Raw genomic sequence first — 13571 nt, forward strand, 5'->3', positions numbered from 1 at the left:
GAGCTTACTCCTCATCGGGCGATGCCTGTCCACCTTCCTGCAAGATATAAGAAGCGAACAGGCGATCATTGTAGTAAATAAAAATCATCTGCGATGTAGCGCGCACGTGCACCGTTTCACCAATCAGATCATTTCCGAGCGGGCCGTAGCGATGACCACGATAGCGAATAGTGCCGTCTGGTTGCACAATCCGTGTTTCAACCGGAGCCATCGCCAGTTCAGCCTCAATCGCCATCTGTTCAGCTTCAGCTTCGGCCCGTGCCTCAGCCGCCGCCCGTTCCTCTTCGAGCAAGGCGGAAGCACTCTTGATATCGATCTTCCAGCCCGTCAACTTAGCTGCCAGACGCACATTCTGCCCTTCCTTACCGATTGCGAGCGACAACTGCTTATCGGGCACAATAACCAGGGCAGTGTGTTCGTGATCGTTCAGATGCACTTCAACCACCTGTGCCGGTGAGAGGGCGTTGGCAATGTATTCTCGTGGATCAGATGACCATTGCACCACATCGATCTTCTCGCCATTCAGCTCATTCACGATGTTCTGAATGCGAATGCCACGCATGCCAACACACGAACCGACCGGATCAATCCCCTCTTGTCGAGCAACAACAGCGACCTTCGTGCGCAAACCCGGCTCGCGAGCAATGGACTTGATCTCAACGACGCCGTTGTAAATTTCGGGCACCTCCATCTCGAACAGACGGAGGATCAGATTCTTGTGCGCCCGTGAGGCGATCAAGCGTGGACCACGTTCATCTTTTTTAACCTCCATCAGGTAGACCTTCAGGCGCTGCCCGTGATAATATCGATCGTTGGCAACCTGCTCTTTAGGTGGAATAATTGCCTCGGCCTTCCCCAATTCGAGGATGACATTGCCGCGCGGACCGTTGTTCCGCTGCACCGTGGCCGTCAACAACTCACCTTCGCGATCTTCAAACTCGCTATAGATGTAGTTGCGCTCGATCTCTTTGATTCCTTGCAACACAACTTGTTTGGCCGTTTGCGCAGCAATTCGACCAAAATCGCGTGGCGTTGTCTCGACCAAGACCGCTTCACCGATTTGAGCATCGGGCTTAATGCGCCGAGCCGATTCGAGATCAATCTCAAATCGCTCATCATAGACCTCATCGACGACCTGTTTTTCAGCGTACACCCGTGCCACACCACTGATCGGATCTAGCTTCACAACGACCTCAACGGCCGGCGGATTGGGGCCTAACAAGCGCCGGTAGGCGCTTACCAGCGCTTTCTCCATCACCTCAATAATGGCTTCTTTTGGAATACCGCGCTCAGATGCAATTTGAGCAATCGCTGCGTAAAAATCGCTTTTCATCGCTATAACTCGCCTGACAATAAGAAAAGTGGGTATGACCCACTTTCCACCCGAACAACGCAGACTGCTGCGCCAAACCACTGCCTATCGACAGCGGAAGCGGCTTATTAGCGGTACTCACAGACGGTTCATCGCGCTTCCCTGAACGGCCTGATGAGACTGTCGCTCATCTCGACAGCAGCGAGTGTCAAGCAGGCGGTTGCACATACCCACGGTTCATGCAACCTTACTCCACAAGTCAAGTATATCACCTCTGATCTGCTTTTGCAAACGTTTCTTGAACGAATTTTCGCTGCCTGATCGAACGAATGTTTGTATCGTCACGTCGTTCATCACGAAGATGTGGTATAATGAGCAGATGAGCGGCGAGCGAATGAGCAAACGCATGCGCCAACCGTTGTATGTAACTGATGCATTGGCTGTCGGCTATACTGCAATCCACCGTCAGCCTTTCATTTTGCTCTTCTCGATTGGGTTGAGCGTCTATCTCTGGCTCGGTCGTGCAATTGGGCTAGCATTGCCACCCAATGATGTGCAGGGTATCGTCGCCCAATGGCTCGGTACCCTCCACGCGATAGATGCACGGACATTATTGCTTATTACCAATATGATCCCTTTTCTGGCGCCAGGGCCGGCAGCTATGCTGCCGCCACCGATCTATCTCCCGGTTGCCCAATTTGTTAGTGCGGTTGTTATTCTTAATCTGATAGCACTAAGCTTAAGTAGCAGTTTCATGGTTCTCTTGCGCCAGATGCTGCTAAATGAACGGCCTGCGTGGAAGATTACGCTGATACGTAGCCTGACGGTTGCCTACCGTCTGGCAGGCCTTTTCGGGATTGTCGGTGGTGTACTTGGGCCACTGTTAGGATTAAGTGTGTTGATCGGGTTCTATATTCCTGCAACAATACCGTTCATCTATAATGGATGGATTTTGCTGGGCATTTTTGGCCTGATAGGATTTGGTCTGACACCAGAGATTATCACCTTACACAATGAACGACCGGTCGCGGCACTGCGCAAAAGCTGGCAACTTGCTCGCCAGCGCTGGTTTGCAATCGCTACCTTTCTAGCCGTCTGTGCCGTTGTCGAGGTCGGATTTGCCCAAATCTGGCATGCACTGGCAACACAGCCGGGTTGGCTGGCGCTGGCCATTATTGGGAACGCCTACATCGGTAGCGGTCTCCGTGCCGCTCGCCTGCAATTTTATCGCGCCCACGCTGCGACAGTTGCTTTGTCGTAGTCGGCGGCACAAACGTGTTGGACGACGAGGTACACAGACTATGACGAGTGAACGACCAACAACCTACGATGAGAGTCAGATTCAGGTGCTTGAGGGCATGGAAGCTGTCCGCAAGCGGCCTGGGATGTACATTGGCCCAACCGATATTAACGGCCTACACACGATGGTGCGCGAGGTCGTTGATAATTCGGTTGATGAAGTCATGGCCGGACGGGCAACCAGCGTGAGCGTGACCATCCACCGCGATGGTTCGGTGACGGTCAGCGATGATGGGTCGGGGATTCCGGTCGGGATCCATCCGAAAGAGGGAATCAGTACGCTCACCCTTGTTATGACTCGACTCCACGCCGGTGGAAAGTTTGGTAGTGGTGGCTATAAGGTCTCGTCTGGTCTGCATGGCGTTGGTGTCTCGGCAGTAAATGCGCTTTCAGCCTACATGCGGGTTGATGTCTACCGCAATGGTCGTCACTACTACCAGGAGTATCGTGCCGGCGTGCCGGTAACCGATGTTATTGATCTCGAACCAACTGACCGCCACGGCACCACCACACGCTTTTTGCCCGATACCACGATCATTCAGACGCTCGACTACAATTTTGATACGCTAGCGCAGCGCTTCCGCGAGATGAGTTATCTGAACAAGGGTCTGCGCTTTAAGTTCGTTGATGAACGAACCAATCGCGAACTTAACTTTTACTTTGAAGGTGGGATCGTTTCGTATGTGCGCCACCTCAACAAAGATAAGACGGTTCTCCACCGTCAGCCGTTTTATGTCGAGCGAATGGTAGACGATGTGATGGTGGAGATCGCATTGCAATATACCGACTCGTTTGACACCGATAATGTCTATACCTTTGCCAATAACATTAATAATGTTGACGGTGGTTCGCATCTGTCGGGGTTTCGTACCGCACTGACGCGCGTTATCAATAATTACGCACGGGCGAAGGGATTACTGAAAGAAAATGAGAGCAATCTCACCGGCGATGATGTGCGCGAGGGATTAACGGCAGTGATCAGCGTTAAGCTGAAAGACCCCCAGTTTTCGTCGCAAACCAAAGAGAAGTTGGTGAGTCCGGAAGCTGCGAGTGCCGTTGCTACCGTCTTTAGCGATGCGTTCAGTGCCTGGCTCGATGAAAACCCCACAGAAGCGCGCCGGATCATCGAGAAGGCTATTTCGGCTGCACGAACCCGGCTCGCAGTGCAGAAGGTGCGCGAGACGGCTCGCAAGAGTGCAATGGAAGGATTTTCATTGCCTGGAAAGCTGGCCGATTGCTCTGATCCGAACCCGGCCCGCTGCGAGCTGTACATCGTTGAGGGAGATAGCGCAGGTGGCACTGCCAAACAGGGACGTGACCGTCGTTTCCAGGCAATTCTGCCGTTGCGGGGCAAGATTTTGAATGTCGAAAAGAGTCGGCTCGACCGCATGCTGTCGAATACGGAAGTACGAGCGTTGATTACGGCTATCGGAACCTCGATTGGCGATCAGTTTGACCTGAGTAAGCTGCGCTACCATCGTATCTTTCTGATGACTGATGCTGATGTTGATGGTAGCCACATTCGGACGCTCTTGCTGACCTTCTTCTTCCGACATATGCGTCCACTGATAACGAACGGACATCTTTTTATCGCCCAGCCGCCACTGTACCGGATCAGGCATGGCCGTGAACAGGTGTATACCTATTCTGATGCCGAGCGGGATGCGTACTTGAGTAAGCTGCCACCCGGGACAAAAGTGGAGATTCAGCGTTACAAAGGTTTGGGTGAAATGAATGCCGAGCAGCTTTGGGAAACGACGATGAACCCGCAAAATCGGGTGATTCTCCAGGTTACCTTAGAAGATGCAGCCCGTGCCGATGAGACTTTCACGATGCTAATGGGTGATCTGGTGCCGCCGCGACGACGATTTATTCAAACCCATGCGAACGAGGTTGTCGAGTTAGATATTTAACAGCGAGTGGGTAACAAGCGCATTGGCAAAGCGAGGGCAGGCAACCCTCGCTTAATTTTTATGTCAAATGAGAGCGCTGCCTGACGATTCGCCATCGATCACGATGGCAACCGTGCAACCTAGCACACCGCTCCTGCGTACATAGTGTCACAGATCATCATGTTCGAAGAGGAGGCATTCAATGACGGTCGATCCATTTTCGCTACCACCCGTAACCCCTCAGTCATCACGACGCAGTAATCTCCCCTTACTTATTGCCGGTATATCGGTCGGGGTATTACTGATCGCCATTGGAGCAGGCGCTCTCCTGTTTAATTTGCTTACTCAGCGTGCAAGCAGGATTCCGGAATTGCTGCCAGCCGAGACCCAAATCTTTGCTGCGATCACCCCCAATCTAAGCGACTTACCCAACATTGACCGCCTGCGCCGTGCCTTCCCTGAAACATTCGATTACCAGAACGACCAGACCACATCCGATCTGCTTGCTGAGCAATTTGGGGTTTCATTCAACGAAGATATTGCGCCGTGGATCGGTGCTGAAATGGCCCTCGCGGTATACGGCATACCGGTTGAACGCATTGTTGATCCCAATGTAGGAAACCTGGACTCGCCGTTTGGTCTCCCAACACCACCAACATCCGTGAATGATGATGCGATCAGCGAAGGGAACATCCTGCTCATTGTAAGTATACGCGATCAGCGCGCAGCACAGGCTTTTCTCGATAAACAGCGTACCTTCCGTGAGAGCAAGGGTGAACGCTTTACCAGCAGTACAACCAATGGCATTACCATTTATGCGAGTGATACGCCAGACAGTGCGTTTGCTGCGTTTGCCCTCGCCCGCGATATGGTTGTCTTTGCCAACAAGCCCGATGGAATTGCAACCTTGATTCAGCAACCGGCAGATACCTCACTGGCTCGAAATACGTCGTTTCAAGCCACCGTCCAAAGTTTACCAAATGACCGCATTGGTACGATCTACATCGCCGGGAACACGATTGCACAGGTGTCACAAACCGCTATCGATGCGTTCAATCTGAGCAACACGGCATCGTTTGTACGCGATGCTGTGACAATCGGACAGGCTATGCACGGTGTTGGGCTAACAATGGCGGTGACCGAAGATGGATTACGCTTCGATGCAACGGCAGTTCTGGATCAGGCGCGCTTAGGTGGTGAGTTACGCGAACGCCTCAAAACATTCCGACCGGCGGTATCACCAGAACGCGCCGGTAACGTCAGCAGTGATGCGGTAGGTGTGATCAGTTTTGCTATTCCCGCCGATTGGGGTCAGCAACTGCGCGATCAACTGGCTGCTTCACCCGACACTGCCAACACCTTACGCAATCTCGAACGTAGCCTCAATATCGACCTGGAACGTGATCTGTTTCGTTGGTTTCACGGTGAAGGAGTTATTACCATTCTCCCTAACGATAGCACTGACTTGCCGGTTGGTGGCTACTTTGCTTTACAGGTAGCCGATCAGTCGGCAGCTCAAGATGGGATGCGAACGCTGACAACCCTCATCGAAGACTTGATCGGGGTCTCGTTCGAGGACGTTTCAATTGGACGAACACAGGTACAGGCAATCACCGAGGGAGATTTCTTTATCGGTTACGGCTTTAACGGTCGTGATCTGGTCATTGCCGTGGGTCGTTCGGCGATGGAGGCTGCATTTGGGGCCGAAAAGAAACTGGCGAGTGTTGCTACCTACACCGATGCACTCAAGGCCATGCCGTCACCAAACGCCGGTGTTATTTATGTAAACTTAAAGTCTGTCCGCGATCTAAGCAAGCGGCTTGGTAACGATGTCGATCCAGAACTCGATCGACGACTGTCCCCATTTCAAGCACTGACAACGAGTGGTACCGTTGGGATCAATGATCGTGGTGTGGCACGTGGCACACTTCTCTTGAGCATTACGCCTTAAAAATCAGGCGTATCTTGTGTGTAGGGGATCATTGGGTAAGGGCGACACATACGTCGCCTTTACCGTGTCGTCAGGTGTGTTCATTGGCGAATACACCTCCCCTTTCCGTTTGGGTCAGGTGGAAGATGAGGGAGTTGCCCTACCATACGCCGATGGGGATGGATCAACGCACCGGCGAGATAGCTGGTTGCAGACCTCTGTTGATACAGGTGCTGTGGGAACTCCTCTCTCGCATCATGCCTCTTCTCTCTCTTTACCTCACTGCTCACAGGTAGATGAAAAATGGTACGATAGATAGGGAGTCACTTGAAAGAGGAGTAACACTGATGACTCAACAACCTCCGCATCGCTACCTAGGCAAGGCACGAAAATCGGTTGATGGGATGGAAAAAGTGACCGGACGTGCGCGCTATGCCGGTGATGTGTACCTTCCCGGCATGCTTCACGGAAAGCTAGCCCTGAGCATGTACGCCCATGCGCGGATTGTGAGGATCGATACCGCCGCAGCAAAAGCTATTCCCGGTGTGGTTGCGGTGTTGACCGCGCACGACTTGCCGGTTCGACAGCAGCAGCCTTCATCGCGGCAAACGACCACACTAGCCCGAGATGTGGTTCGCTATCGTGGTGAACCGGTTGCACTGGTGTTAGCGACACACCTGGCAGCGGCTGAAGATGCGGTCGCTGCATTACAGATAGACTACGAACCACTTCCTGCCGTCGCCACCGTAGAAGCAGCACTCGATCCAGCAGCACCGGTTATCTGGCCTCAAGGTGCGCCGCAGGCTGATTCTGATCTTACGGCAACGCATGCGGCCGTTGCCCGTGGCGAAGAACAGAACGGGCATACGGTCTCAAATGTACACGAGCGGAAGCGGTTTAGTCGCGGTGATGCGATGACTGCCTTAACCGCAGCCGATGTGGTTGTAACAGGCACATACCGAACCTCAATCGTCCATCAGGGGTATCTGGAACCACACGCTGTTGTGGCCGATATTGACCCGCTACGTCGTCAGATTATGTTGTATACCAGTACGCAAGGACAATTCGGGGTACGTGATGAGGTTGCCCGTCTGTTGGGGCTGCGGCCGAGTCAGGTTACCGTTGTACCGATGACGGTAGGCGGCGGTTTTGGCGCCAAGTACGGCATTCTCGAACCATTGGCTGCGGCGGCGGCGATGGCTGTTGGACGTCCGGTACGCATCGTTCTTGATCGGAGCGAAGATTTTCTCACTACGACGCCATCGCCGGCAAGCACGATCACGCTCAAGCTGGGGGCTACCCGCGAAGGCATCCTTACCGCACTGGTTGCCGAAATCGTGATCGACAATGGTGTGTACCCATTTACCCTCGGCGGTATCATGAGCACGCTGCTGGGTGGGTACTATCGTTGTCCGAACGTACAGATTGATGTTGTGGAAGTGCTAACCCATAAACCACAGGCTGGCGCTTATCGTGCGCCGGGCGCGCCACAAGTCACGTTTGCGCTCGAATCGAGCATTGACGAGCTGGCCCATCGCTTAGGGCTTGATCCGCTCGAGTTGCGAATGCGCAATGCAGCGACCACTGGTGATCCGATGGGGAATAACGATCCCTGGCCGTCGATGGGTCTTACAAAGGTATTGGAAGTCGCTGCTGCACATCCGCTCTGGCGTAACCGCACGCCAGGGAGTGGTGTTGGGATGGCTATTGGCGGCTGGCCGTGTGGAATGTCGCCAGCCGCAGCGGTCTGTCGGGTTGATACCGATGGAATAGTACGGGTTCACGTCGGATCAGTAGACATTTCGGGTGTCAATAGTAGCTTTGTGTTGGTAGCGGCTGAGATTTTGGGAGTACCACCGGAACAGGTTGAAATTGTCGCCGGCGATACCCGCAGCGGACCGTTCGCCGGACCGAGCGGCGGTAGTCAGATCACGTATAGCGTCGCCGGGGCAGTTGCTGCGGCAGCCCGCGAGGCACGTCGTCAACTGCTGGAGATCGCCGCTGATATGCTTGAAGCTCGGATTGATGACCTGGATATCCGAGAGGGAGAGGTTCTGGTCCGTGGCGTTCCCGGGCGTTCGCTACCTATCGGCGAGGTAGCCCGCCGTGCCCAAGAACAACCGGGTGGACCAGGGCCGATTGTCGGTGAAGGTCGGGCAGCACCGGCCGAAAATGCACCGGGTTTTGTTGCACATATTGTTCAGGTGGCAGTTGATCAGGAAACCGGTCGGGTACAGCCGTTACGGTATGTTGCTATTCAGGATGTTGGCTTCCCACTCAACCCACTGATGGTAGAAGGACAGATCCACGGTGGTGCGGTGCAAGGGATTGGTTGGGCACTACACGAAGCCCTGCGCTACGACGAGCGCGGTGAATTGCTCACAGCCAGTTTGATGGACTATACCCTACCCCGTGCAGCCGACGTGCCCTCGATTGAGGCCGTTCTCGTAACTAATCCGGCACCCAACGGCCCCTTTGGTGCACGAGGCGTGGGTGAGCCACCGATCACCGCCGGCGCAGCGGCTATCGCGAACGCCATCCGTGATGCGACCGGCGCGCGCATCTATGAGCTACCAATGCGCGATGAGATTGTTTTTCAAGCGATTCGGCAGGTACAAGAGGGGGAGGACATCTCTTCGTGATCTCGGGTAAGGGAGCGGGAACTAGCACGCCTCACTAGGTAAGATCTAGTTTCTCCTCCCGCAGTAGGAAAAGCGGCGAGAAGATAGAATTCTCTGGGAGCGAATAGTACATGCATTTTCAGTAACTTGTCAGATGGTGTGTTCTAATCCGCTCGCTGCAATTGCAGCCCATGGAATTAGACGATCCTGATTTGACAGCATGGAGTGATAAGGCGCCTATATCAGGCAAGCCTCATCGCTCTCTCCCCAGCGATGGCAACCGCCGTCGCCACAGCAATCCGATCAACGTACTACCACACATTACCCAGCCAAACCAGTCGCCAGTATACGTATAGAAGGTGCGCTCTGAGAGAGTAAACGCTTCGCCGACGACAACACTACGCTGATTGATTGCACTCTCGGCGGTTATTCGCCCGTAAGGGTCGATCACCATTGCTATCCCGCTCGTCGCACCGGTGGCGAAGGTAACGCGATTCTCAACTGCTCGCAAGACCGAATCGGCAGCATGTAGTCGAGGAAACCAGGGATTAGCGGCAAAGTCATCATCTACCGGCATGAGCACAATCTGCGCGCCATGGCGGGCTAATTCGCGAACAATCCAGGTCGGATGACGATCCCAGCACACCCCCAGGCCGACGTTGCCGTATGGTGTTGCAAAGACGGAAAACGTGGCTGAACCCGCGACAAAACCGAATGCCTGCTCGCCACCGGTGAGATTGATCTTGGCCCGCCGACCAACTTCTCGGCCATCAGGGCCAATCATCACTGCCGCGTCGTGCATACCGGCCTCTGCATGCCAAACCATATCGACCACCAGATACGTATTTAACTCACGCGCCAACCTCCCAAGCTGTGCGACAACTGCCGGATCATCGGCATCGGCAAATTCGTTCTCCGGCCACACCACAAACGCCGGTTGAATATCAGCAATGCTGCGGGTTAAGGTTTCATTGATGCGAAAAATGGCCTGCGACATTACTGGAGTGTCGGCATAGTATCCCTCTTGATCACGGGGAAGATTGCTCAGTCTCTGAACGGCAGGGTCTTGATTAACAAGATCAACTGTCCCGGCAATACGAAAGACTGGTGCCACCGCATCGGGTATCGTGAATGCCCCCCATCCAACCACAAGCAGCGCGAACAATAACCCGATCAAGGCAGGCAGATGCCAGCAGCGCTTTTGCCACCATTCCAGTATGATCATCGTCAGAGCAACGTTTACCAGCATTATTAGAAAACTGAGACCAGGGAAACCGGTTATGGTGAGAATCTGAAGTGCTGGAGGGAAACGCCATTGACTTTTTGCCAATACCTCAATCCACCATTCGCTAACGACGGGGGCTACAAAACGGAGAAATTCCAGCGCCGACCAGGCGACCGGCAATCCCAGCAAACGAAACGGTTCCGGCAACCGCTGTTGCAGCGTCATACCAGTATGAATGAGGCCGGCGTAGAAGGTTCCAGAAGCCAGGATGAGGAAAATACCACCGACCATCCCGAACAGGGCCGGATACCAGAGATGGGTAAATGCCGACCAGATGATGCCGCAGGGCAGTGCCAAAAGGACATAGTGACGTGACGGTTGCGTATGTAACCCGAGCAAAAGGGGGATGAAGCTGACCCAGCCGAGGAGACCCCAATCCAGAACGGTTGGCATCGCCGCACCGAGCAACAAGCCAGACATTGTTGATAGAGCGAGTGCTATGCTGAAACGACTGTGTATTCCCGTAGCGCGCATACCCATTCACCCCGAACAGCACATGGGTTACTGATCTTCTAACACTCCTCGCAACTGCGCTTCTAACCAAGTGTGTAAGAAGACGACCGACTCACCGGGCAGGAGTGGCAGTACCGTCAGACCACTGGAATAGGTTTTGGGCACGTTATCAGCAGGAAAGAGGAGCGCAAGAGCCTTTACCACACGCTGACCAGACCAATCACCAATACCGGCCAGATAGCTATACCCTTCATCAAGTGCACCTGCCGGTAGTTTACCGGCTTCGTGACGGTATTTGGCGTCAAGCAGAATCAGGCATGGTTCGGCTCGGGTCGGGGTTATCTCTAATGCTATGTCAGGAATCCGTACCCGGTCGTCAAGTGAACAGAACGGCTGACTGTCGGGGGCATAGCGTGGCTGATAGCGCAGTTTCACCATCGCCCCATCAGCATTCACCAGCACCAACAGCGGGTATTGGTGTTCAATGTGAAGATGAAAATCTTCACTCACGAGCGATTGCTCGACAATGTGCCAGCCAGGGAATTGAATGAGGCTGAGTGCAACCTGTGCTGTACACCAAACTTCGTACAACCGCGCCACCTCACGAACTGGAATAGAAAGAAGATCAGATGCCCATCCAACACCCAGCCGTCGCCGAAAGAGACGGCGGTACGCCTGAACGATTCGCTCATCGCGAGTACGCGGCTGCCAGGAAGTTGGAGACATTGATGCAGGCGCAGAGACAACGATGCGGGATCGTATTGCCCGCAGACGACCAACGACGGTGATTAACGACATCCGTTTGTCAGCCGGTAGTTCGGCAAGCAATAACCATTGCGCGGCGCCGATCACTTGATCAAGCAGCGCCGCTACAACCTGAAGGCATCGCTCAGATGGATCGTGCCGTGGTACCAGTGGCTGAATGCGATCAGGCCAGCGAGTTTCCGATAACGGCATTGCATCAGGAGTGATACGCCAGCGCGATGGATCAGGGCGCTCGCGCCACTCGCCTAGCTCACGTGGGCGATCAAGAAGAAGCCGACGATTCGCCTGACGTCGGGTTAATCGCTCTAGCGCTGCAATCAAGCGTGCAGTTGCCGATCCGGTTAGCAAGGCCAGCAGTGCTGCCACATCTGATCGTCCGGCCTCCATATCACCGGCCGGTTGGCGTCCACCCCTCAAGGCGTGAACCAGGGTCGGTATCAGTTGAGCCAGATCGGCCAGTAACTGCGTGTAGCGCTGAGCGTCGAGCAGTGAAGGAACAACACGCACAACTTCACGCCATTCAGTACGCTCTGTCGATGATTGAATTGTGATATGAGCCTCGTATTCACCGGCTACGGCTGGCGCCTGCCAGCGCCAACGCCAAATCGCCTCGCCCGGACGCAGAAATGGTTCGAGAAGAACGCCATCAACCACCAGTTGCGCTGTGGCATCGACAGGCACTGCACATGACCACTCGACGACCTTTCGTTCGATGACGACCGTCGAAGCTGCCGGTTGACCGTCGATGAACAACACCACATCATCTACCACCAGCGTCTCCGTTTAAAGTAGATCGCCAGACTGACTGCAATGACGACCATCAAGCTAAGCGCAAATGGATAGCCCCACGGTTGTTCAAGTTCGGGCATCAGCACAAAGTTCATACCGTAAATACCAGCAACTAGCGAACAAGCCATCAGAATAATTGACCATAGTGTTAAAACTTTCACCAACTGATTAAGCTGATTTCCTTGCAGCGAAAGATAGCTATCCAATGCGCTGGAAAGCAGATCACGGTACAGATCTATCGATTCGGTGATTCGCACCAGGTGATCGTAAACATCACGCACATAGGTCAACTCGCGTGGTTGAAAGATCCGCACTTCCTGGCGCAACAAGACATTGAGAATATCGCGTTCGGGAGCAACGATTCGTCGTAACAACAAGAGGTCCTTCTTTAAGGTGAATATTTCACCGGCAATCTCCTGACGACCGCGCTGGAAGATAGCATCTTCCACATCATCAATCTGTTCGCCGATCATATCGAGCACAACGAAATAATCATCAACAATCCCATCAATCAGGGCATAGAGAATACTGCTTATCTGGTAACCTGGCACATAACCGTTACCCTGCCAGCGCGCCAATGTTTGCTGTACATGGCGAACCGGGCCAGTACGGATGCTGACCAGGTAATTTGCCCCGACAAAGAGTGTGATTGGGAGAAAATGCAAAGCCCGTTTGTCGGCATCGTACTCGATGCTGTAAAAAATGATCAGATAGTAGCCAGGATAGGTCTCAATTTTCGGTCGTTCGTGGGTCTGGATTGCATCTTCGATGGCAAGTGGATGAAATCCAAATTCATTGTGCAGTAACGCCACTTCGGTGGCGGTTGGCTGTTCGAGATCGAGCCAGATCAGGGTGCGCGGTTGCATCAACAGCTCACTGATCTGATCGAGATCGGTCAATGCCTCAACCTGCTGACGTTGGAATACTCGTAGGGTTACCATAAAAGTTGTGAGTTACGCTATAGAGCACGTACTTGCTCGATTATACCAGCCTGGTCACATTCGTGCAGGCCGTATCTCTGTCAAGAAGTCTCGTCAGCGTTATCAGACTGCACATGCGCCAGCCGATGCGTTACCATGCACCTGATGCGCCTTATTTTCTCACCCTTTTACACGGGGAACAGAATGGGGGCACCTCCTCAGCCAATGCGAGGGACAGGTGGGTATGTTCGGCGATAACACTACAACGGGCGGGTTGAGAACTCACCCTACCTGCGATGACACAA

The 13571-nt window shown here is 53.7% G+C and carries 8 protein-coding genes; 4 read left to right on the top strand and 4 right to left on the bottom strand.

Going from position 1 to position 13571, the window contains the following annotated elements:
• Nucleotides 1–4: 4 nt before the first annotated feature.
• On the bottom strand, nucleotides 5–1333 hold the full coding sequence (gene nusA, locus QTO31_RS09325; protein ID WP_031458713.1) for a transcription termination factor NusA: 1329 nt from the start codon (nucleotides 1331–1333) through the stop codon (nucleotides 5–7).
• Between the two features lie 385 nt (nucleotides 1334–1718).
• Between nusA and QTO31_RS09330 the strand changes: the two genes are divergently transcribed.
• The 4 genes from QTO31_RS09330 to QTO31_RS09345 all read left to right on the top strand — a co-directional run bounded on the left by QTO31_RS09330 (nucleotide 1719) and on the right by QTO31_RS09345 (nucleotide 9075).
• A complete protein-coding gene (locus tag QTO31_RS09330; protein WP_301428877.1) occupies nucleotides 1719–2573 on the top strand; it encodes a hypothetical protein in 855 nt (284 codons plus the stop codon).
• A gap of 40 nt (nucleotides 2574–2613) precedes the next feature.
• Nucleotides 2614–4524 carry a DNA topoisomerase (ATP-hydrolyzing) subunit B gene (gene gyrB / locus QTO31_RS09335; protein ID WP_031458711.1) on the top strand — a complete coding sequence of 637 codons (1911 nt, stop codon included), beginning with the start codon at nucleotides 2614–2616 and terminating at the stop codon, nucleotides 4522–4524.
• A gap of 181 nt (nucleotides 4525–4705) precedes the next feature.
• Nucleotides 4706–6454, top strand: a complete 1749-nt coding sequence (locus QTO31_RS09340; protein ID WP_301428878.1) for a DUF3352 domain-containing protein — start codon at nucleotides 4706–4708, stop codon at nucleotides 6452–6454.
• Between the two features lie 326 nt (nucleotides 6455–6780).
• Entirely contained in the window at nucleotides 6781–9075 is a 2295-nt protein-coding gene (locus QTO31_RS09345) for a xanthine dehydrogenase family protein molybdopterin-binding subunit (RefSeq protein ID WP_301428879.1), read from the top strand.
• 232 nt (nucleotides 9076–9307) lie between these two features.
• Here QTO31_RS09345 and QTO31_RS09350 read toward each other — a convergent pair whose 3' ends face one another.
• From QTO31_RS09350 to corA, 3 genes are read right to left on the bottom strand one after another with little or no spacing between them, the layout of a single operon-like run.
• A complete protein-coding gene (locus QTO31_RS09350) occupies nucleotides 9308–10813 on the bottom strand; it encodes an apolipoprotein N-acyltransferase (protein ID WP_301428880.1) in 1506 nt (501 codons plus the stop codon).
• A 27-nt stretch (nucleotides 10814–10840) separates the two neighbouring features.
• Nucleotides 10841–12328 carry a nuclease domain-containing protein gene (locus tag QTO31_RS09355; protein WP_301428881.1) on the bottom strand — a complete coding sequence of 496 codons (1488 nt, stop codon included), beginning with the start codon at nucleotides 12326–12328 and terminating at the stop codon, nucleotides 10841–10843.
• Complete coding sequence (gene corA, locus QTO31_RS09360) at nucleotides 12322–13287, bottom strand: magnesium/cobalt transporter CorA (RefSeq protein ID WP_301428882.1); 966 nt, start codon at nucleotides 13285–13287, stop codon at nucleotides 12322–12324. Before corA ends, QTO31_RS09355 begins: the two co-directional genes overlap by 7 nt.
• Nucleotides 13288–13571 lie beyond the last annotated feature (284 nt).

The organism is Chloroflexus sp. MS-CIW-1 (assembly GCF_030444705.1).
Taxonomy (GTDB): Bacteria; Chloroflexota; Chloroflexia; order Chloroflexales; family Chloroflexaceae; genus Chloroflexus.

What these genes read in the sequence shown, in the direction of transcription:
- nusA (WP_031458713.1), bottom strand. Translation starts at nt 1,333, where the DNA reads ATGAAAAGCGATTTTTACGCAGCGATTGCTCAAATTGCATCTGAGCGC.
- QTO31_RS09330 (WP_301428877.1), top strand. Translation starts at nt 1,719, where the DNA reads ATGCGCCAACCGTTGTATGTAACTGATGCATTGGCTGTCGGCTATACT.
- gyrB (WP_031458711.1), top strand. Translation starts at nt 2,614, where the DNA reads ATGACGAGTGAACGACCAACAACCTACGATGAGAGTCAGATTCAGGTG.
- QTO31_RS09340 (WP_301428878.1), top strand. Translation starts at nt 4,706, where the DNA reads ATGACGGTCGATCCATTTTCGCTACCACCCGTAACCCCTCAGTCATCA.
- QTO31_RS09345 (WP_301428879.1), top strand. Translation starts at nt 6,781, where the DNA reads ATGACTCAACAACCTCCGCATCGCTACCTAGGCAAGGCACGAAAATCG.
- QTO31_RS09350 (WP_301428880.1), bottom strand. Translation starts at nt 10,813, where the DNA reads ATGCGCGCTACGGGAATACACAGTCGTTTCAGCATAGCACTCGCTCTA.
- corA (WP_301428882.1), bottom strand. Translation starts at nt 13,287, where the DNA reads ATGGTAACCCTACGAGTATTCCAACGTCAGCAGGTTGAGGCATTGACC.